At 41.5% G+C, this 21,859-nt stretch carries 18 protein-coding genes, 1 pseudogene and 1 other annotated feature; of the genes and pseudogenes, 15 read left to right on the plus strand and 4 right to left on the minus strand.

The annotated features are described in order from the left end of the window. The first annotated feature begins 6 nt into the window (after positions 1 to 6). The 9 genes from ABD010_RS08180 (at position 7) to ccpA (ending at position 10,275) form a co-directional block, all read left to right on the plus strand. Entirely contained in the window at positions 7 to 810 is an 804-nt protein-coding gene (locus ABD010_RS08180) for a DUF1444 domain-containing protein (RefSeq protein WP_343811959.1), read from the plus strand. A gap of 15 nt (positions 811 to 825) precedes the next feature. After that, a complete protein-coding gene (gene ytpR / locus ABD010_RS08185) occupies positions 826 to 1,428 on the plus strand; it encodes a YtpR family tRNA-binding protein (protein WP_343811961.1) in 603 nt (200 codons plus the stop codon). A 325-nt stretch (positions 1,429 to 1,753) separates the two neighbouring features. Next, positions 1,754 to 4,018: a DNA translocase FtsK gene (locus ABD010_RS08190; RefSeq protein ID WP_343811963.1), complete on the plus strand. Its 2,265-nt coding sequence runs from the start codon at positions 1,754 to 1,756 to the stop codon at positions 4,016 to 4,018. A 114-nt stretch (positions 4,019 to 4,132) separates the two neighbouring features. Further along, positions 4,133 to 5,251, plus strand: coding sequence for a nicotinate phosphoribosyltransferase (locus tag ABD010_RS08195; protein ID WP_343811965.1), 1,119 nt, complete (start codon positions 4,133 to 4,135; stop codon positions 5,249 to 5,251). A gap of 120 nt (positions 5,252 to 5,371) precedes the next feature. Then, positions 5,372 to 6,694, plus strand: coding sequence for a UDP-N-acetylmuramate--L-alanine ligase (gene murC / locus ABD010_RS08200; RefSeq protein ID WP_343811967.1), 1,323 nt, complete (start codon positions 5,372 to 5,374; stop codon positions 6,692 to 6,694). Between the two features lie 215 nt (positions 6,695 to 6,909). Beyond that, positions 6,910 to 7,317, plus strand: a complete 408-nt coding sequence (locus ABD010_RS08205) for a DUF948 domain-containing protein (protein WP_343811969.1) — start codon at positions 6,910 to 6,912, stop codon at positions 7,315 to 7,317. Positions 7,318 to 7,335: 18 nt separating this feature from the next. Then, entirely contained in the window at positions 7,336 to 7,722 is a 387-nt protein-coding gene (locus ABD010_RS08210) for a YtxH domain-containing protein (RefSeq protein ID WP_343811971.1), read from the plus strand. A 376-nt stretch (positions 7,723 to 8,098) separates the two neighbouring features. Next, entirely contained in the window at positions 8,099 to 9,172 is a 1,074-nt protein-coding gene (locus ABD010_RS08215; protein ID WP_343811973.1) for a bifunctional 3-deoxy-7-phosphoheptulonate synthase/chorismate mutase, read from the plus strand. 107 nt (positions 9,173 to 9,279) lie between these two features. After that, complete coding sequence (gene ccpA / locus ABD010_RS08220; RefSeq protein WP_343811975.1) at positions 9,280 to 10,275, plus strand: catabolite control protein A; 996 nt, start codon at positions 9,280 to 9,282, stop codon at positions 10,273 to 10,275. Positions 10,276 to 10,301: 26 nt separating this feature from the next. On the opposite strand, the gene ABD010_RS08225 is transcribed toward ccpA, so the two are convergent. From ABD010_RS08225 to ABD010_RS08235, 3 genes are read right to left on the minus strand one after another with little or no spacing between them, the layout of a single operon-like run. Next, on the minus strand, positions 10,302 to 11,468 hold the full coding sequence (locus tag ABD010_RS08225) for an acetoin utilization protein AcuC (RefSeq protein ID WP_343811977.1): 1,167 nt from the start codon (positions 11,466 to 11,468) through the stop codon (positions 10,302 to 10,304). Further along, entirely contained in the window at positions 11,465 to 12,115 is a 651-nt protein-coding gene (locus ABD010_RS08230) for an acetoin utilization AcuB family protein (protein ID WP_343811979.1), read from the minus strand. The genes ABD010_RS08225 and ABD010_RS08230 overlap by 4 nt, the downstream gene beginning before the upstream one ends. After that, the gene (locus ABD010_RS08235; RefSeq protein ID WP_343811981.1) at positions 12,115 to 12,768 is read right to left on the minus strand and encodes a GNAT family N-acetyltransferase; all 654 of its coding nucleotides are present in this window, start codon (positions 12,766 to 12,768) and stop codon (positions 12,115 to 12,117) included. The genes ABD010_RS08230 and ABD010_RS08235 overlap by 1 nt, the downstream gene beginning before the upstream one ends. Positions 12,769 to 12,971: 203 nt before the next feature. On the opposite strand from ABD010_RS08235, the pseudogene ABD010_RS08240 reads away from it, so the two are divergent. The 3 genes and pseudogenes from ABD010_RS08240 to ABD010_RS08250 all read left to right on the plus strand — a co-directional run bounded on the left by ABD010_RS08240 (position 12,972) and on the right by ABD010_RS08250 (position 14,804). Beyond that, positions 12,972 to 13,462, plus strand: a pseudogene (locus tag ABD010_RS08240) (DUF2975 domain-containing protein). Between the two features lie 11 nt (positions 13,463 to 13,473). Then, positions 13,474 to 13,698 (plus strand): helix-turn-helix domain-containing protein, encoded by a 225-nt coding sequence (locus ABD010_RS08245; protein WP_343811983.1) that lies wholly within the window; start codon positions 13,474 to 13,476, stop codon positions 13,696 to 13,698. A gap of 254 nt (positions 13,699 to 13,952) precedes the next feature. Continuing rightward, positions 13,953 to 14,804 (plus strand): DUF817 domain-containing protein, encoded by an 852-nt coding sequence (locus ABD010_RS08250; protein ID WP_343811985.1) that lies wholly within the window; start codon positions 13,953 to 13,955, stop codon positions 14,802 to 14,804. Between the two features lie 115 nt (positions 14,805 to 14,919). Here ABD010_RS08250 and ABD010_RS08255 read toward each other — a convergent pair whose 3' ends face one another. Beyond that, positions 14,920 to 17,994, minus strand: a complete 3,075-nt coding sequence (locus ABD010_RS08255; RefSeq protein WP_343811987.1) for a transglycosylase domain-containing protein — start codon at positions 17,992 to 17,994, stop codon at positions 14,920 to 14,922. A 126-nt stretch (positions 17,995 to 18,120) separates the two neighbouring features. Then, positions 18,121 to 18,322, plus strand: a binding site (T-box leader). Positions 18,323 to 18,457: 135 nt separating this feature from the next. Here ABD010_RS08255 and tyrS point away from each other — a divergent pair. The 3 genes from tyrS to ABD010_RS08270 all read left to right on the plus strand — a co-directional run bounded on the left by tyrS (position 18,458) and on the right by ABD010_RS08270 (position 21,856). After that, positions 18,458 to 19,729 (plus strand): tyrosine--tRNA ligase, encoded by a 1,272-nt coding sequence (tyrS, locus tag ABD010_RS08260; RefSeq protein WP_343811988.1) that lies wholly within the window; start codon positions 18,458 to 18,460, stop codon positions 19,727 to 19,729. A gap of 30 nt (positions 19,730 to 19,759) precedes the next feature. Then, a complete protein-coding gene (locus tag ABD010_RS08265) occupies positions 19,760 to 20,506 on the plus strand; it encodes a Bax inhibitor-1/YccA family protein (protein ID WP_343811990.1) in 747 nt (248 codons plus the stop codon). A 180-nt stretch (positions 20,507 to 20,686) separates the two neighbouring features. Then, positions 20,687 to 21,856 carry a YkvI family membrane protein gene (locus tag ABD010_RS08270; protein ID WP_343811991.1) on the plus strand — a complete coding sequence of 390 codons (1,170 nt, stop codon included), beginning with the start codon at positions 20,687 to 20,689 and terminating at the stop codon, positions 21,854 to 21,856. Positions 21,857 to 21,859: the final 3 nt, after the last annotated feature.

Raw genomic sequence — 21,859 nt, forward strand, 5'->3', positions numbered from 1 at the left:
TATGACGTGAAAATGACAAGCATCAAGATGAAGAAAATACTGGATGAGCGTCTGGCAGGGCCGGCGTACAAAACTTCCTACAACAGGGACAAAGATACGTATCGCATAGCCTGGAAAGAGTCCAATCAGGGAATGACGATTACACTTCCGAACGTTGTTGCCAAATATAATGAACGCGGGGAAAAAGCCGTTGATGAGCTGGTTGAGCACGTCACGGAAGCATTAAGGGTCATGAATGAAGAGCAGGAGCTTACCGGTATGGAGAAAAATATTTATCCGGTTATCCGGGCAACTTCATTCGCGACAAAAACAAAAGCCGGAGAAAAGCTTGTTTGTAAAGATCATACGGCTGAAACACGGATTTATTATGCACTGGATCTTGGGAAATCGTACCGGCTGATTGATGAGGCAATGCTGGAAAAAGAAGGTTGGACTCATGATCGGATTGATGAAATTGCCGCATTCAATATTCGTTCCCTGAACAATGATTACAAGAAAGATACAGTCGCCGGCAATGATTTTTACTTTGTGGCGAAACAGGATGGTTACGATGCGAGCCGAATCCTAAATGAAGCATTTATGGAAGAGATGAAGGTAAACAGCAAAGGAGAATTGGCTGTTGCTGTGCCACATCAGGATGTGCTGATTTTTGCGGACATTCAAAATAAGACAGGGTATGATGTGCTCGCACAGATGACGATGAAGTTTTTTGCGGAAGGCAGAATTCCAATCACGTCACTGCCGTTTATTTATGAAAATAAAGAGCTGGAGCCGATATTTATTCTTGCCAAAAATCGGCCAACTGAGTAAAAGGGGATGGTTTAAATGGACGTTTTTTATAATCCGGATGGAATCGGTGATGTGCTGATACTTCCATTGGACGATGCCAACCGTTATGAGGTTAAACATGAGAACATTGGTGATATCACCAAAATTACAAATGAAGACAATACTATCGTTGGGTATAACCTTTTCCGTGCTTCCACCAATATTGATCTGCCTGGAAAAGGTAAAATAGCCTTGACGGAAGACCTTCTTAATCAGTTAAAAAATGTTTTTCAAAAACAAGGTGTGCAGGATTCGCTGGATTTTGATTTAAGACCAAAATTCGTTGTTGGCTATGTTAAAACAAAAGATGCTCATGCAGATGCTGATAAATTAAGCGTCTGTCAGGTCGACACAGGCGATGAAACACTTCAAATTGTCTGTGGTGCACCTAACATTGATGCAGGTCAAAAAGTTGTGGTGGCCAAGGTAGGTGCGACAATGCCAAGTGGAATGAAAATAAAACCGACAGAACTGCGTGGGGTTCCTTCGAATGGTATGATATGTTCACAGAAGGAACTGGGGCTGCCTGATGCGCCAAAGGAAAAAGGGATTTATGTTCTTGATGACTCCTATAGGACAGGCGAGCCATTTGAATTCTAAAATTGGGCAACCTGAGTCTCGGACAAGGGTTGCCTTTTGTTTATCTGATAGGGGGCGAAAAGTGATTTTTTTATCTGATGGGTGGCAAGATAAGCCATGTCCAGCTCCAGCGCCCAGCGACTAGCAAACTTCACACTTCCTCACTACGATAAGTCAACATCGGTTCGCTTTCAGCTCACCGTGTTTCCTTTATCTCATTGCGGAGTGCTCCAGTTTGTACGTCACTAAACGGGCGCTTCCGCTTTTCGCTTTTCCCCCTACAAAAAAATAAAAAAACTGATAAAATATGAATAACGTCTACTATTATGGAAATGAGTGAAGATTTATGTGGGATGAAATTAAAAAGAAAGTAAACAACTTTCTTTTTGTTGAAACAGAGGAGACAGTGGAAACAGAAGAAACGGAAGAAAAACCAACACGAAAAATTGAGCATAGAAATGACGATATCGAGGCGAAAATGACGTATCGGTATCCTGAAAAAAAATCATTCCGCTTTCCTGTTATTCCGGATCAGCCAAAAGAGGAAAATACATCAGATATTCCTGCATATGCCCGTAAAAAGAAACGACGATCTGTACCAGAACGACCTGTATCAGAAAATAAAAAACAAAGACCCACTCATAAACAGCAGGAAAAAAAACAGAATGATTTTTACTCGAAAAAACCTTTTGAACCGACACCGGTCCCATCACCGATTTACGGTTATCACGAGCGCAGGAAAGAAAAAGAGGTGGAAGATGTACCCGCCTATCAACGTAAAAGCCAGAAAGAAGAAACCAGCGCGGAAACATTTGGAACTGAAATTGCTGCAACCAATACATATGCTGACGAGCTTAGGCCGTCCGATCAGATAAAAAATGAGCAACTCGGACAAAAACAGGTTACTACAGAGGAACCCAAGCAGGACCCGATGCAGGAATCTGTCCAAGGCCCAGTCCGGGAATCTGTCCCGAAGTCGGATACAAATTCGGATAGGAACCACGCAACGGCTTCAAAGCAAAATGCTAATCCGAAACAGAAACCGAAGAGAAAATTTGACAGGAAGGGAAAGAATGACAAAACAGACGGTAACCAGAAACCATTGCCGTTTAATGTCATGATGTCAGCAAACGATAAACGAAGGCATCGTGAAAGCAAACCAAAACCCGACAGGAACTTTTCATCTGCCGAACCTGTCACAAAAACACAATATCCGTCGATACCATATCATTTGTTAAATGACCCTGTTGTAAAGACAGAAAATGATCAAATATGGATGCGGGAAATGAAAGATTTGCTGGAAAAGACATTAAAGCATTTTAATGTTCGTGCGAAAGTGGTGAATACAACCCGGGGGCCATCTGTGACACGTTTCGAGGTACAGCCGGAGATGGGGGTTAAGGTCAGCAAAGTAAAAAATCTGAGTGATGATTTAAAACTGAACATGGCTGCGAAGGATATACGTATTGAGGCACCAATACCAGGAAAAAATACAATAGGTATTGAGATTCCAAACCGGGAACCGCAAATTGTCGGACTGCAGGAGATTTTTGAAAGCGGGAATTTTAAGCACGAAAAATCTCCGTTAACGATTGGATTGGGGTTAAGTATTGAAGGAAGCCCACTGATAACAAATATTCAAAAAATGCCACATGGTCTGATCGCAGGTGCAACGGGATCCGGCAAGAGTGTCTGTATTAATACAATTTTAATCAGTATGTTATATAAAGCCAGCCATGATGATGTGAAGTTTTTGCTGATTGATCCGAAGATGGTTGAACTTGCGCCGTATAACGGCATTCCACATCTCATCTCACCGGTCATTACCGATGTTAAGGCTGCAACAGCAGCGTTAAAATGGGCGGTTAAAGAAATGGAAGAACGGTATGATAAATTTGTTACAGAAGGTGTAAGGGATGTAGAGCGGTATAATCAAAAAATGGCCAGACAAAACCGACTGGATGAAAAGCTGCCATTTATGGTTATCGTTATTGATGAATTGGCAGATCTCATGATGGTATCACCTCAGGATGTGGAAGATGCAATATGCCGGATTGCCCAAAAGGCGCGTGCATGTGGGATTCATCTTCTTCTTGCAACCCAGCGTCCATCGGTTGATGTCATCACTGGGTTGATTAAAGCCAATATTCCAACCAGGATTGCTTTCAGTGTATCCTCTCAAGTGGATTCACGAACGATTATGGATACAAGTGGTGCTGAAAAATTACTAGGCAAAGGGGATATGCTGTTTGTTGAGAATGGAGCAGGAAAGAGTATCCGGCTGCAGGGCGCTTTTGTCTCGGACGAGGAAATCGAGCGGATAACGGACTATGCAAGGAATATTGCAGAACCAGAGTACGCATTTGAGCAGGAACAGTTATTGGAACAGATTTCACATGAAGATCATGAAGATGATTTGCTGCAGGATGCAATCAGATTTGTGGTCAGCCAGAACAGTGCAAGTACATCTCTGCTTCAGCGTCATTTTAAAATTGGGTATAACCGTGCAGCGCGGCTGATGGATGCGATGGAAAGCAAAGGGATTATTGCACAGCAGAACGGGAGCAAACCCCGGGATGTTCTTGTATCAGAAGCCCAGATTGAAACATAACGATGAACAGCGGTATGCGGTTTGATAAAATTACGGTGATAATATTTCATTGCAGGTTGTAAATAAGGACTTTGCAGATATATAAACCTGCATCGACAAGAGGAGATAACTGTTATGAAGGAAATTGAGCAAAAGTTGGATGGAACGATTAAAAGGTTGACAAATAAAACATTTAAATTTGATGAACGAATAAAAGAGGGTTGGTTTTCAGCCGTATATTTTTTGAAAACAAAGGAGATGGCTGAAAAAAAGCTTCCGAATAATCATGTTACCATGCAATTTTTTCAGAAAGGAAGCAATGCAGTACTTTGTGGAACAGATGAAGCTATCGCTCTGGTACATACATTTGCAGATAATCCGGAGACGCTTAAGATACGCTCTTTGAAGGATGGGGATAAGATAACTCCATACGAAACTGTTCTTACGATTTCCGGCTCCTATCAGCAGTTTGGTTTTCTGGAAGGGATTATAGATGGTATTCTGGCAAGAAGAACATCGGTGGCGACGAATGTATATAATGTGGTAAAAGCGGCCAGTTCCTCTGGAAAACAAAAGCCAATCATTTTCATGGGTGACCGGGATGATCATTACACCCAGCAGGCCGGAGACGGTTATGCAGCATTCATTGGCGGGTCGACTGCACAGGCTACACATGCGATGAATGAATGGTGGGGTAAACACGGAATGGGAACAATGCCGCACGCTATGATTCAGATGTTCCGGGGGGATGTTGTGGCAGCAACACAGGCATATCATGAAATGTTTCCCGAAGATGACCTTGTTACACTTGTTGACTATAACAATGACGTTATTACAGATTCACTAAAGGTTGCCAAAATTTTTGGGAAAGACCTAAAGGGAGTGCGTATTGATACTTCCAGAACACTCGTCGATAAGTACTTTTTGCGGAATCATCACCTGATGGGTACATTCGACCCAAGAGGTGTCAATCCGGAGCTGGTGTTTGCGCTTCGTAAAGCACTTGATGACGAAGGTTTTTCACATGTGAATATCGTTGTGACCGGAGGATTTACCGAGAAACGAATCAGTCATTTTGAAGAGCTGGGAGTTCCGGTCGATATGTATGGTGTTGGCGGAAATCTTTTAAAAATTCATATCGGCTTTACCGGTGACAATGTTTTGCTGAATGGGACGCGGGAGGCGAAAGAAGGCCGGCGCTATCGCCCCAACCCGTTAATGGAACAAGTGGAATTCCACCCGCAAAATGATTAATGCAATAAAATTTATTTTACACCTGGGAAAGTTTTGCTATAATTATTTAGTAACTGTTTAAATAAATAAGATTGTATTAAATTATAGTGGTTTTTATATATTTTTTGGAGGTTCTTTTTTATGACAACTTACCATTTTATTGGTATCAAGGGAACCGGGATGAGTTCACTTGCCCAAATACTTCATGATTCCGGGGAAAGTGTTCAGGGTTCCGATGTTGAAAAGCGATTTTTTACACAGGAAGCATTGGAAAATAAGAATATCCCGATTTTCTCTTTTGCAGAAAGTAACATCAAAGAGGGTTATACGATAATAGCCGGAAATGCATTCTCTGATGATCATCCGGAGATAAAAGAAGCAAAACGACAAGGATTATCTTTCTACAGATATCATGAATTTCTGGGAGAATGGCTCAAACAGTATACAAGTATCGCCGTAGCCGGTGCACATGGGAAGACCTCGACCACAGGCTTGCTGGCACATGTATTGAATGAGACATACCCTATTTCATACCTTATTGGTGATGGTACAGGGAAAGGACATGTGGATAGCAGGTACTTTGTGTTCGAAGCGTGTGAGTACCGGCGTCATTTTCTGCGGTATGAGCCAGACTATGCGATAATGACCAACATAGATTTTGATCACCCGGATTATTTCACTAGTATAGATGATGTGTTTAATGCATTCCAGTCAATGGCGGAGCGTGTAAAAAAAGGAATTATTGCATGTGGTGATGATGAACAGCTTCAAAAAATTCAGGCAAAAGTTCCTGTTGTGTATTACGGTTTTGGAGAAACAAACGATTTCCAGGCACAAAACGTACAGGAAACGGATGATGGAACGGAATTTGATGTTTTTGTCCGCAATACGTATTATGACACTTTTTTAATTCCGTTGTATGGTGACCATAATATTCTTAATGCATTGTCAGTGATTGCAATTTGTCATTATGAAAATATGAAGTCGGATGACATAAAGGCTCTCAGTACGTTTCAGGGTGTGAAGCGGCGATTTACCGAAAAGCGAATCGGTAATCAGGTATTGATCGATGATTATGCACATCATCCGAAAGAAATCACCGCAACTATTGATTCTGCCCGGAAGAAGTATCACGATAAACCGGTGACTGCAATCTTCCAGCCGCATACCTTTTCACGGACGAAAACATTTCTGCGGGAGTTTGCCGATAGTTTGTGCAATGCCGATAAAGTATATTTGTGTGATATTTTCGGGTCTGCACGGGAAGACAGCGGGAAACTTACCATTTATGATTTGCAGGAACTGATTGATGGAAGTGAAATTCTGACATTGTCCAATACAGATGTTCTGCAGGAGGATGCTGGCAGTGTGCTGATATTTATGGGTGCAGGAGATATCCAAAAATTTCAGCAGGCATACGAGGAACAGCTATCTTTGACCGGTAACAATAGATTAAATGCGTAATGAGCCTGAACTGCAAGGCTCTATTTTCCTTTTCTTTTTTACACAAATGAGAAGATGAAGCAATTCGGTACAAGCCATCATTCATTATGTTAAAATGTTTATGTACTATTATTTTGGGATATTGTTTACAAATATCTATTTTACAGCATTTATTAAGCATTTCAGAAAAAAGCAGGCATGAAAACGTCGTTTAAATCAAAGGAGCTGATCTACCAGTGGAAAGTTTGTTGTATATCTCAGCAATTATCATTGCAGTTGCATTTGCTGTGCTTGTAATTTACCTGGCAATTACATTGAAGGCTGCCAAACAGACATTGAGTAATGTTTCAGGTACATTGGACAGCCTTAATCAGCAAATGCAGGGAATAACGGCAGAGACATCTGCCTTGTTGAGCAAAACCAATAAATTGGCAGACGATGTAAATGAAAAGTCGTCGAGGTTAAATGGATTATTTGAAGGTATTAAAGGAATCGGGGAAACGTTCAAGAATTTTAACAATTCGATGGGCAAATTATCAAAAAGTATTTCCAAATCTGCATCACAAAATCAGGAATCAACTTCACAGGTAATGAAATGGGGAAATGCAGCCGTAGATTATTTAAAAAAGAAAAAAAATAAATAAAAATGGAGGCATGTTAACATGGGAGAGAACAACATTAATAGTAAAGATTTCTTGATTGGTACGCTTATTGGCGGATTCGTGGGTGCAGCCGCTGCATTATTGTTTGCACCAAAAGCAGGAACTGAATTAAGAGGAAGTCTGAATGAAGGTGCCACACAGTTAAAAGATGCCGCTTATGAGAAAGGCTCTGATTTGAAAGTAAAAGCATATGAAAAAGGATCTGATCTGAAAAACAAAGCGTCAGACTCCAAAGAGAAATTTTCACAGAAAACACAGGAACTGACGAAAAATGTTCAGGACAAATGGAACGAACGAAAAAATGATGAAACAGCTGCAGAGGAAGCTGCGGAAGAACTTGCTGACGCGATTGAGGAAGCCGCTGAAGAAGCTGAAGAGACAAAGTAAAAGGTAATAGTAATACACCAATCTGTAACGCGATAAGTGCGTTGCAGATTTTTTTGTTGGCAAGCCGGAGACGGGAGAAGCGCGGATATACTATGAAAGAATACATTATGCCGGAAACCTCGTTATTATAAATTTGAAATATATTATGCAGGATTTTAAAAAAAATCGGTAAAATAGAGTAAGCGCTTTATCGGTTTAATGTCAACAGGTTTGATTAAAAATCCTTTCCCTGTGCTGGTTTGGAAACATCAAAATGGTTTTTTTATTTTAAAAATTCCTGATGACAAACGTATTATAATTCGTTATAATGGTTTCTAATTATTAAAAAATCTGCCTAATTCAACAGGTAAAAACACAGTGTTCAGGAGGGGTTACGATGAGCCAAAACGAATTGGAGCAATTACGTCAAAATCTTGATAGGATTAATATGGAGTTGCTTGATCTTATCAATGAACGTGCAAAAACAGCACAGCAAATCGGGAAAGTAAAAAATAAGCAGAGCATTAAGCGGTTTGATCCTGTCCGGGAGCGCAGCATGCTGGATGAGCTTACCCAAAAAAATGATGGCCCATTTGAAAATTCCACGATTGAACACATATTCAAGGAAATTTTTAAAGCAAGTCTCGAATTACAGGTGGATGATCATCGGAAGGCATTGCTTGTTTCCAGAAAAATGAAGCCTGAAGATACCGTTATCGATATTAAAGGAGAAAAATTTGGTGATGGGAATACCCATCATATTTTCGGGCCGTGTTCAGTGGAAAGTTATGACCAAGTGGCTGAAGTTGCCAAGGCGGTTAAACAAAACGGCAATAAATTTTTGCGTGGCGGTGCATTTAAACCGCGTACATCACCATATGATTTCCAGGGTCTCGGGCTCGAAGGACTGCAGATATTAAAGAAAGTTGCTGATGAGTATGATTTGGCAGTTGTGAGTGAAATAGTCAATCCTGCTGATGTAGAAAAAGCCCTGGATTATATTGATGTGATTCAAATCGGCGCGCGAAACATGCAAAATTTTGAATTGCTGAAAGCAGCAGGGGAGGTTGACAAACCTGTACTATTGAAACGCGGTATGTCGGCAACAATTTCTGAGTTTATAAATGCAGCCGAATATATAATATCACGCGGCAATGGTAATATTATTCTTTGTGAACGTGGTATTCGAACCTATGAGAAAGCAACCAGAAATACATTGGATATTTCAGCTGTGCCAATTCTAAAACAGGAAACACACTTGCCTGTTATGGTTGATGTAACACATTCAACTGGGCGCAGGGATCTACTGCTGCCAGCCGCAAAAGCTGCATTGGCAATTGGCGCAGACGGCGTAATGGCTGAGGTTCACCCGGATCCGGCGGTAGCGCTATCGGATGCTGCACAGCAAATGGATATTCCAACGTTTCATTCTTTTGTCGATGAACTGGAGACATTTTCGAATCGAAAGTAGTTTTTGTTAAGGCTGATCCAAGTGATCAGCCTTAAATTTTTTGTGTTTTTCCTGACGTTGAAGTATGATATATGCATAAGGATCCGTATCGATGGAGGTAGATTAGCGTGAATATAACAATTTATGATGTAGCAAGAGAAGCAAACGTATCAATGGCAACCGTATCAAGGGTCGTCAATGGAAATCCGAATGTAAAACCAGCTACCCGAAAAAAGGTACTGAATACAATCGAACAATTAGGGTACAGGCCCAACGCGGTGGCACGCGGTTTAGCAAGCAAAAAGACAACAACGGTTGGTGCGATCATTCCGGACATTTCCAGCATCTTTTTCGCTGAACTGGCAAGAGGGATTGAAGATATCGCAACCATGTATAAATATAATATTATCTTAAGTAACTCCGATCAGAATAAGGATAAGGAATTACAATTAATTAATACAATGCTGGAAAAACAGGTGGACGGTATACTGTTTATGGGCGGGAATATTTCCGAAGAACACGTTAAGCAGTTTGAAAGTTCCTCAATTCCGGTTGTATTGGCGGCAACATATGATGAAACGAACACAATTCCTTCTGTAAACATTGACTATGAAGCGGCAGCTTACGAAGCAACATCATTTTTGATTGAAAAAGCAAATGATAAAATTGCGTTTATATCGGGCCGTGAAGACACATTAATTAATCAGCAGAAGCACAAAGGCTATTTGCGTGCTTTGCGTGAGAAGTCAATTAGTGTTGATGATGATTATATTCTGAAAGGTGACTACTCTTATGATTCAGGGATTGAAGCTGTTGAAGAATTATTGGCACTGGAAAACACACCAACTGCTGTCTTTGTCGCTTCCGATGAAATGGCGCTCGGTGTGATTCACGGTGCGCAGGATAAAGGATATAACGTTCCGGAAGATCTTGAAGTATTTGGGTTTGATAACACAAGATTGGCCGCAATGGTTCGGCCGACATTGTCAACCATTGTACAGCCAATGTATGACATCGGTGCAGTAGCAATGCGCCTTCTGACTAAATTTATGAATAAAGAAGAGGTGGAGGAGAAGAAAGTTGTTCTTCCGCACCGGATCGAAGAAAGAAAATCAACTAAATAATGATGAAGCAAAGGGGAGGTGAAAAATCACCTCCCCGATTGTGTGTTTTGTGTATATTTTAACGCGTTTAGTACTATTTTGGCGTTTTTCTCCGTTATTTCCTTTCTGCGTGGAATGTGTGGAACGATGTTTTCGCTATCGTGCCAGGTTGCCGGTAACGAAACTGGTGCTTCCTGCTGCCATTTGCTCAGCCAAGTTTCCGGAATGGATCCGGTTTGTGCGGCACCGGTTTTCATGACACTCCAAACCTGAGCCCAGGCACGGGGTACGACGCGCCACATGTCATAACCGCCTCCACCGAGTGCAATCCAGCGCCCGTCACAATATTTGTGCGCAATTTCATGTGCCAGCTGTGGTATTTTTTCATACGTTTTCATGGTGGAACATAAATGTGTCAGCGGGTCATATGTATGTGCATCAGCCCCGTTCTGTGTCACGATAACGTCCGGTTTGAAATATGCCGCAATATTCTTTAGAGCGGCCTCATAAACCTGTAAAAATGATTCATCCTCTGTAAATGCATCGATTGGCAGATTAAAAGAATAACCATGCCCTGCCTTAATCCCCCGTTCGTTCACATTTCCGGTTCCGGGGAACAGGTAACGGCCAGTCTCATGGACGGAAAGCGTACAGACATTGGGATCATCGTAAAACGCCCATTGAACACCATCACCGTGATGTGCATCTGTATCAATATATAATGCCCGCAGCCCATATTTTTTACGGATATATTTAAGGGCAACAGCACCATCATTGTAAATACAGAAACCGCTCGCCTTTCGCTTAAAACCGTGGTGAAGTCCGCCGCCAAGATTCAGGGCGTGCTCAGCCTTTCCTTGCAGTACATAATCTACTGCAGCGAGCGTACCGCCAACCAAATAACTGGAAGCTTCATGCATCCCATTAAAAATTGGCGTATCCTCTGTTCCGAGTCCGTATTCAAATCCTTCATCCGAACCCAGTTCACCACTTCCTGCCTTTTTGACTGTTTCGATAAAGCTAAGGTCATGAAAAAGGCTAAGCTCATCAACAGTAGCAAGTCTCGGCTGAATTATATCATTCTTTTCCAGCAGTCCGGAATGTTCCAATAAAGTTTTTGACAGCAATACCCGTTTCTGATTAAAAGGGTGATCCGCATGAAAATGGTAGTTTAAAAAAGCATTTGAAAAAACAAAGACTGAACTGCAACTCATCGTTCTGGCCCCGCATTGTCATTAGGCCACATCAGTTCATATCCTGCTGACTGCAAGTCTTTTATCACAGGCAAAGGATTCATCGTTTGAATGCGGAACACCAGAATTTTATAATTTGCATCATTTTTATACGGGTAAACCAACACGGATGTAATGTTTGTTTTCCGGGCGCCAAATATTGCAGCAACTTCCGGTAGAATTCCCGGTTTGTGCGGAACTTTCACTTCGATATGGGAGCTCTGCACATTCGTTCCTGTAATTTCAATAAGTGTGTGGAGCATATCTTTTTCCGTGATAACCCCAACCAATTTATTGCTGCTGATAACAGGCAGGCAGGCGAACTCTTCCTCGTAAAAGATTCCGGCAATTTCCTCAACAAGGTCAAGCGGATGCACAGACACTACCGGCTGACTCATGATCGTTTGAATCTCATTTTGCAGTTCGGTATGTTCCCTGTTTTCTTCAAAAATGGAAGGTGTTGCATCCCGTACATCCCGATCGGAAACAATGCCTATCACATTTTTTTCTTCATTGATAATGGTAATGTGGCGGATCTTTTTTTCATGAAGCAGTTTCAATGCCGAGGCAATTGTCGCCGTTGGTGGCAAAGAAGCAACATCTGTATTCATAATTTCTTCAACCAGCATTAGAATCCCTCCCTCATATTTCGATATTGATGTCGCTGCAAAAACCTCAGTTTATCAAATTTATTGATGGATGTATCCGGTACGTTTTCCCCGATTCTTACCATTAGACAATTGGCAGGATGTGAAATAATTTCCGGGTCATCCGTTGGCGCTGGGGAGAGTCCCCCGGCTGCCATCATTTTTTCCATGACTTTACGGTAATCCCAAACACTCAGACGTGTCCCGTCAAGATCCCAGTGCCAATAATATTCAGTGGAGATAATAATGTAATTTTCCATATAGTCATCTCGCATGGACAGTTTCAAAAGTCCTGATGCAATTCCGGCTCCTCGATATGCTGGGATAATTTCAATCGCACCAAGTTCAATCAAATCCTCCATTTTAAACTCCGACCAACGCTCCAGTGGATCCGGATGCAAATAGGTGACATATCCGATGATTGTATCTCTGGTCCTGGCTATTATGATTCGGCCTTCTTCAAACTCCGCGATGTTTTGGATTGCTTCAAATTGCTGTGGCGCACGGCGAAATGCCGTTAAATGTTCATGAAAATGGTATTTCTTCAGTTCGGATGAAGGGACCGGTCCTTCAATAAATATAGAGCCCTGTTCAGTATTACGCTCCATTGAATGGTATGTTTTAATATGCTCCACGTTTTCACCGCCTCAATAAAATACCTTTGATAATTTCATTATACAGGAGATTGTAGCGAATTTTTAGTAAAAACCAGAAACTGCTTAATAATTTATCTTATCATTACATAACAATAATTAAATTACCAAATTCGATATATTTTTATTGAAAAACAATAAATGATGTGTTAAAGTTTAGTTAAAATAATTTTGTGAGGTGCTTTATGAAACGGGGATCAACACTCTTTTTAAAAATAGCGGTTATTGTTATTGGGATTCCGGTCCTTGCTTTATGCATTTTTTTGCTGCCGAAGATAGGGTATGAAGCTATTGAGCAGGTACAAAAGGGGTCAGAGCTGGCTTATATCGTAATTGGCATTTTGTTTGTGATGTATGCAGCGACAATTCCGTTTTACATGGCCTTATACCAGGCATTAAAACTTTTAAGTTATATTGACAGGCGAAGGGCTTTTTCCATAGATTCTGTTAGTGCTCTAAAAAAAATAAGAATTGTGCCATCACCATCAGTGGTATGTATGTAGTAGCTTCACCACTTGTCTATATGATAGCGGAATGGGATGATGCACCGGGCCTCATGTTAATCGATATGGTCATAATCGGTGCTTCCATCGTGATTGCAGTATTTTCAGCTGTTCTTCAAAGGCTTTTAAAAGAAGCGATTGATATCAAATCAGAAAACGATTTAACGGTCTGAGGTGAATTAATATGGCAATTGTAATTAATATTGACGTAATGCTGGCGAAACGAAAAATGAGTGTTACCGAGCTTTCAGAGAGGGTCGGCATAACAATGGCCAATCTTTCCATACTGAAAAACGGAAAAGCAAAGGCAATCCGATTTTCAACGTTGGAAGCTATTTGCAAGGCTTTGGACTGTCAGCCAGGCGATATTTTGGAATACCAAAGCGATGGAAATATGGAAGGGTCTTAAAATAAAGCTGTTTAGCATGGAAAAAACAAGTTCTTTATTATTATTTTAATAGGTACGAATCCGTCGAGATTGCTATGTTCGACACACTGTTAGGGTCAAAGGCAAGAAATCGAAATCTTTTAATCGGCTCTTGGAGACTTCTCGAAAAAGAAAAGCACTTTTTATTCGTGCGATGTTTCGCTGGCGCAGCATTTCAATTAAGAGGGTAGAGATAATAATTCCGATGTGCGAGCTTTTTTATAGGGGGGAAGCGTATGAATTCAATCATTCACAATACTTCTCAGAAAGAAACATGGTCAGTGCAATTGAAAAGAGGTGTGGAACAGTTTGTTCGTTTTGGTTGGGATCAGGCATTGTCCTGTTTATTTCCTGTTGTTATCTTTGCTTCTTTAGCCATTACGCAAATCGTTCCGCTTCCATTTTTACCGCGGTATGACTGGCTGCTCATCATCTTTCTTCTTATGCAGGTCTGGATGGTGCGCTCCGGACTTGAAACACGGGATGAGCTGAAGGTAATCACACTGTTTCATCTTATCGGACTCACACTTGAAGTCTTTAAAGTACATATGGGCTCCTGGTCGTACCCGGAAGAAGGATACTTTAAAATATTTGGCGTACCGCTGTACAGTGGATTCATGTATGCGAGTGTAGCAAGCTATCTCTGTCAGGCATGGAGGAGGTTAAAAGTGGAATTGGTGAATTGGCCTGCTTTTTTGGCAGTTGTTCCGCTTGCTGCTGCGATCTATTTAAATTTCTTCACACACCATTTTTGGGTTGATATCCGTTGGTGGCTATCCACCCTTGTTCTAATCGTATTCTGGAAATCATGGGTTACATACGAGATTGCTGGAACTCGCTACCGTATGCCACTTACACTTTCGTTTGTGCTCATCGGCTTCTTCATTTGGGTTGCTGAAAATATCGCAACGTTCTTTGGTGCCTGGGAATATCCAAACCAAACCGATGCATGGAGTTTGGTTCACCTGGGAAAAGTGAGTTCATGGCTCTTATTGGTGATTGTCAGCTTTCTTATCGTAGCGACGTTAAAGCAGGCTAAAGGAAAAATTTCCGCCAATCGTAAATCTGTTCAAAACCTTCCATCATAGCGAAAGAGGAATTCACCAGCACATACGTTTTTATAATAAAAATGCACCGCGTGAGGCGGTGCATTTAATGTTTTAACAATGGAGATTTTCTTCTTTAAACAGATGATGCCTGTACTTAGTTGCTGTTATTGTCTCCATTATTAGTAGGATCTTTTTCTTTATCTGAATTATTTCCGTCATGTTCGCCTTCGCTGTTATCACCATTGCCGTTACTGCCATTAGAGCCTTCATGATCTGTATTATCACTTCCGGTATTACCATTATTGCCGCTCCCGTTATCTTCATTACCATTGCCGTCATTATTGACATTACCCGAATCGTCATTACCGGTATTACCCGGTTTTTTCGGTTTATCTGGTTTATTCTGTTTGTTCCGGTTATCCTTTTTTGATTTAACCTGTTTCCCGGACGTAGCCGGCTTTGATGCAGATGATTCCAATCCAAAATAATCCACCGCCCGAACAATGTAAGCACCACTTCCTGAAATGGATGTGCTTGTGTCTGTTGTACTGCCGACTTTGCTGTACGATCCATTTGGACTGGATGCTTTATAAATCCGGTAACCGACAACATCATCACTGCTTGACTTGTTCCAGGTTAAGGTTCCCCCTGATATGGAAACTGACGAAGGCGCGGACGGTGATTTACCGTCATCCTCGATTACATTTGAGCTGACATCTGATGATGGCAAGCCAATTTTTGCCCATTTATCACGGTTTGTTCTAGGAAACAATTTGGATAAATCATTAAGTCTGTCCCATCCTTTACGTTCCAGAAATTCCGGATTGAATGCCAGTCCATCACCCTTGGTAAATTCAGCTGGCGTCTTTGGCCCGGCAACCACTGCTTGACCGTTGACCATAACGTATGAGCCTTCTATCAAACTATCATCGGTTTTTGTCGGAACATATTTAGCGTTAAACAAATCGGTTTTGATCAAGCCGGCTTGTTTACACAAGTCAGAAGGCAGCATTCCCGAAATGGCACAATAGCTGCGGGAAACAATGCCGTCAGGACGTTCAAAGTTTTTATCCGGTGCAACCAAATCAGGCCTTATGTCGGACGCTGCGTTAATTAGTTCCGCCCAAAGGTTTATATTCCTGTTACTATAGCTTAATGAACAGCTTGCACATTTTATGGATTGTGGTATTTTGTAGCCCATCCATGTTCCAAATGTGACATTTGGATTGACACCTACAAACCATGTATCCTCCCAGAAGTTCGAAGTTCCGGTTTTACCTGCCCAGTCCACTCCACTGTATTTAAGCTGTGAGTTCAAAAATGTCCCTGTACCACTGTCGATAACGTCACGCATCATGTCAACCGTCAAAAAGTTGGTTTGTGGTGAAAATACTTCGACAGGGTCCTTCTTATGCTTATATATAACTTCTCCATCAGCGGTTGTGATTTTTTGAATCAGAAATGCATCATTAAACTTGCCATTATTGCCGAATGTGCTGAATGCATTCGTATTTTCTTCAACCGTTATTCCATATGTGGGCTGGCCAAGGGAAAGTGACATATGGTGCTGATCACCTTTTGTCAAGGTGGTAATACCCATTTTATCAATTAAAAAGTTCTTTGCTGGATTCTGATTAATGATTCTACTGTATACTTTGGCCGCCGGGATATTATAGGATTGCGCCAATGCTTTACGCGCAGAAACAATTCCATGGTATGAGCCCTGGATATAGTTACTTGGACTCCAGGCGTCACTTCCCGGTATTGGAAATACTGTTTTGACGTCAGCAATCGGTGTACCAGGTTGTACCTTTCCCAGTTCCAATGCAGGTGCGTAGTCAAGGATCGGCTTCATGGTACTGCCATTTGGGCGTGGCGACGTTACATAGTTGACCTGGTTATTCTGATTGAAATCCCTGCCGCCAATGAAACTGATAATTCTTCCGGTGCTATTCTCAATCAGGATTCCGCCTGTCTGGATTTTTTGGGTAATTGTTTTCGTTTTACCGGTTTCCTTATTGACAACAACCTCTCCAGTCCAAGTAGGACCGTATTGTTCATAGTTTTTAACAATCTGTTTGAATTTGTCATGAATCTTTTTATCTATTGTTGTGTGAATCTTGTATCCGTTATGGCGCAATGCCCGGTCAGCAAGAACCCGATATTCCTTCATCAGTTTTTCATCGTCTTTCAGTTCTTTCATGGAGTACCCATCCTGTTTGGCCAGATGTTCCAGGATAATATCTTCAGCACGTTCCTGGGCTTCATAGGTTAAGTATGGATATTTTTCCACCGGTGATTTCGTTCCTTTAATGAAATCATCCACAATATGATACGTTGATGCTTTTTTATATTGTTTTTTCGTAATGTAGCCTGCATCGTACATTCGTTCCAGAACCGTTTTCATACGGTTTATGCCAGGCTGGAGGCCTTTCTTGCCCTTAAGTCCTCCGCTGTTTTTAAATGGTGTATAGTAGGATGGGCTTTGTGGAAGCCCGGCCAAAAAAGCAGCCTGTGGCAAGTTAAGTTTCGATGCATCGATCCCGAAAATCCCCTGTGCTGCAGTTTGAATTCCTGCAATATTTTGTCCGGATGCATCACGACCGTATGGAATAATGTTTAAATAGGCTTCAAGAATTTCATCTTTACCAAAAAAACGTTCAACCCGCATGGCGATTAATATTTCTTTTGCCTTTCGTTCAAATGAAACTTCATTCGTAAGTATCTGATTTTTTACCAATTGTTGTGTGAGCGTACTGCCACCCGACTGTAATGGTGCATTTGTTACCTGCTGGACCATTGCCCGTACAATTGCTTTAGGTACAACACCTTCATGCATTCTGTAGTTATTATCCTCTGTTGCAATTACCGCATGGATTAATTTATCAGAAACCTCATCAAGTGAAACTTCTTCCCGATAAATATCCGAACGTACATCACCAAAATAGTTACCGCCGGCAAAATATAATTTGGACGTTTGCTCATAGTTATAAATGTCCTGCTTCATACTGGCATAACTTCTGATTGGCTCGTCTTTTACCAGAGAAGCAAAATAACCAGCACCCAGCCCGCCGACGAAAAAAGCGCCGATAACACCGACGACAAGGAAAAATAGAATAACATTCCAGAATACATCGTACGTGATTCTGGACGTGCGCTGAATTTTCCCTTCATTCCAGGCGTCCTTCATCTTTTCCATATATTTGTGAAGCATTTGTTTAAAATCCACTTATAATACCCCCTAAAATTCCACAATCTATTATAGCATAGCGCGAGGCATTCATGTATAATAATTTATGCCTGCATATTGCTTTTGTGGGAAGAGTATGGTATGAATGTATAATAATAAATTTTTAAATGTGCAATGATGGATTACAGTAGTGTTGCATTTCAGTTTTTTAGAGAGCTGACGGTGGGTGGAAGTCAGTAAACAGATGCAGGCGAATTACAATTCCGGAGCTTCTTCTAAGAAAGACGGTGCGAATCATCGTTAACAATCCCAAGGTGACACGTATGGTGTAACAAGGGTGGTACCGCGAGCGAAACTCGTCCCTTTTTTGGAGGGATGGGTTTTTTTAACGTCAGAAAATATAAGGTATGGTTGACCTTATAAGAAAAACTTCGGTACTCGCTATTAACAAGGCTAGACCTGAGTTTTTCTAAAATTTCATAGAAAAGTGGGAGTGGTGGATATGGATATTTTAAAAGACTTGGAAAAACGCAATCTCATTCATCAGACAACAGATGATGATGGATTAAAAAAACATCTCAGTGAAAATCAGGTAACCGTTTATTGCGGATTTGATCCCACTGCTGATAGCCTGCACATTGGGCATTTGGTTCCGATTACGATGCTTAAAAGATTTCAGCGTGCCGGTCATAAGCCAATTGCGCTAATTGGCGGAGGAACAGGTATGATCGGTGATCCGAGCGGGCGATCAAGTGAACGTTCGCTAAACGATGAATCGGTTGTAAAAGGATACAGTGAAAAAATTAAAGAACAACTGGCTCATCAGCTTGATTTTGATCATGGTTCAAATGCGGCTGTAGCCAGAAACAATCATGACTGGCTTGCAAGTATGACAGTAATTGATTTTCTGCGTGATGCGGGAAAACATTTTGGTATTAATTACATGCTTGGGAAAGAATCGGTTTCAGCCAGAATTGAACAGGGGATATCCTATACTGAATTCAGTTATATGATTTTGCAGTCCCTTGATTTTATGAAATTGTATGAACAGGAAAACTGTACGCTGCAAATCGGCGGAAGTGATCAGTGGGGAAACATTACTTCCGGGATGGAGTTGATTCGCCGGTCAAGAGAGAAGGAAGACGAGGAGATTAATGTATTCGGGCTGACCGTTCCTTTGATTACGAAAGCTGATGGTACCAAGTTCGGGAAGACTTCCGGTGGTGCAATTTGGCTTGATCCGGAAAAAACGTCGCCATATGAATTTTACCAGTTCTGGGTGAATACGGATGATAGAGATGTTATGAAGTTTCTAAACTACTTTACATTTCTGGAAGATGGCGAGATGGATGCACTGCAGCATGAATTGGAAAACCATCCGGAAAAAAGGCTGGCACAGAAGCGGCTTGCAGAGGAAATGACCCGTGAAGTTCACAGTCAGGAGGCATTGGAGCAGGCACAGCGAATCACTTCATCATTATTTAGCGGCGATTTACAAGACCTGACAGCTGAAGAGATTGAACAGGGATTTAAAGACGTCCCTGCATATGTAACAGAAAAGGAAGAGATCGGATTGGTTGATTTACTCGTGAACAGTTCGATATCTTCATCTAAAAGACAGGCGCGTGAAGATGTTAACAATGGTGCTATTTATATAAATGGAACGCGGGAACAGGATACGAAATATGTTGTCAGTGCAAATGACCGGATTGACGACAGATTTACGATTATACGACGGGGTAAGAAAAAGTACTTTCTGATTCGTTACCAATAATCAGCACGTTATCTGAAAGGGGAGATAGATTTGGCAGGTATAGGCTCATATTCACAGACTGCAAATCCGGCATGGAGTGATAAAGCGTTTCGTCCTGGCAATAATATTGCAAAACGGATGACATTGCAGGGGAGCATAAATCGGACGTTTATTCTGACAATAGCTCTGTTCCTTTCGGCTGCGTTTGCATGGAGTCAGTATTTCAACGATACGAATATCAACGGACTGCTGGTGCTTGGACTTATTGCCGGACTGGTTTTGGCAGTTGTAACAATCTTCATTCCGAAAGTTGCACCATTTACATCCATTCCATATGCTCTCGCGGAAGGTTTGGTGGTTGGCAGCGTTTCGGCAATGTACGAAGATTTATACAGTGGCATAACCATGCAGGCTGTGTTGCTGACATTTGGTGTGCTGCTCATGATGCTGTTATTGTATAAAACCGGCATAATTAAAGTAACCAAAAAGTTCAGGATTGGCGTCATTTGTGCAACCGGAGCTATCCTGCTCGCCTACTTAGCAACGCTTGTAATGCGGCTGTTTGGGATGCACGATGTTCTGTACATGCATAACAGCGGACCGATTGGAATTGTAATCAGTGTCGGGATTGTCATTGTTGCGGCATTGAATCTTGCACTTGATTTTGATTTGATTGAACGTGGGGTTAAGCGCAATGCACCAAAATACATGGAATGGTATGGCGCATTCGGGCTCATGGTGACATTGGTCTGGCTTTATCTTGAGATTCTTCGGCTGATTGCCAAATTAAGAAGATAATGTTCTGCAGGAATCCCGGAATGTAGTTAACATATCCGGGTTCTTTATTAGCATTTATAATTGTCTAAATTTTCTTGACTCATTATAGCTTGTGTGCTAAATTAAAGTGGAAGACGCAGATTATTTTTTAGTAGAGGAGGGAAAGGGGAAGCGTTTATTTTCAATCAAGGGGGGAGCAAATTGAGTGAACAAACTCAAGGTAAAAAAAGTTTTTTCGATGGAAATTTCGGAAGATTCATTCTTCCGGCGATCATTCTTCAATCAACGTTAATTGGCGGAGGATATGCAACCGGGAGAGAAATTGTCGCGTATGGGGCAAAGTTTGGTTCCCTTGGCTGGATAGCAGGTTTAGCCATTTTCCTTGGATTTGGTCTGATGGCATTTCTGATGTTTGAGGTGGCCAGAATCTTCAGAGCCTATGATTATAAGTCAATGGTGAAAAATTTAATCGGTCCATTCTGGTTTTTATTTGATATTATCTATCTTTTACTGGCAGTGTTAATCATTTCGATTATGGCCGCCGCAACGGGATCGATTGTGGAAAGTACCCTTGGAATCAACTACTGGATAGGGGTGGTTGGAATTGCCGTTATCGTTGGAATCCTGAACCTGTATGGTGAACGGTTGATTGAGCGGTTTGAAACGTACGGTACGATTGCATTAATGATTGGTTATATTATTTTTGGAATTATGGTTATCAGTACAACTTGGGATGATGCGATGCAGGTTTTTGCCAGTGGTAACACAAGTTATGTCAGCGATTTTAGTATCTGGGCGATTATTTGGAGCGGAATCATTTATGTAGGTTATAATCTTGCTGTGTATCCCGCTGCATTATTTACTGTGAAGCGGCAAAAATCGATTAAAGATACAGTTGTGTCAGGACTTGTTGCCGGGGTTTTGATGACGTTGCCTTGGTTCCTGACTTACTTTGCTCTGATGGGATTTTATCCGTCAGAGGATGTGTTTGGTGCAGAAATACCATGGCTGCAGATGCTTGATGGTTATGGAACCTGGGTCGTCGTATTGTTTGGTATTGTTGTTGGCTGGACATTGGTAGAGACAGCAACAGGCATGATTCATGCTTTCCTGGAACGATTGGATAACAATCTCGAAGAACTTGGAAAAAAGAAACTGACGAAAAAACAAAGTGGTCTGGTTGCTTTTATAACACTTGCCGCTTCTGTTTTGCTCGCCGAGGTCGGAATTATGGATCTGGTGTCAAAAGGTTATACAGCATTGGGATATGGAATGCTGATAGTTTTCGGTCTTCCGTTGATTACGGTAGGGCCATATAAAATTTATAAGCATTTTAAGGAAAAGAAACAAAAAGCCGATACCGTTGCATGATAG

This window comes from Virgibacillus siamensis (assembly GCF_039522605.1).
Taxonomy (GTDB): domain Bacteria; phylum Bacillota; class Bacilli; order Bacillales; family Amphibacillaceae; genus Lentibacillus; species Lentibacillus siamensis.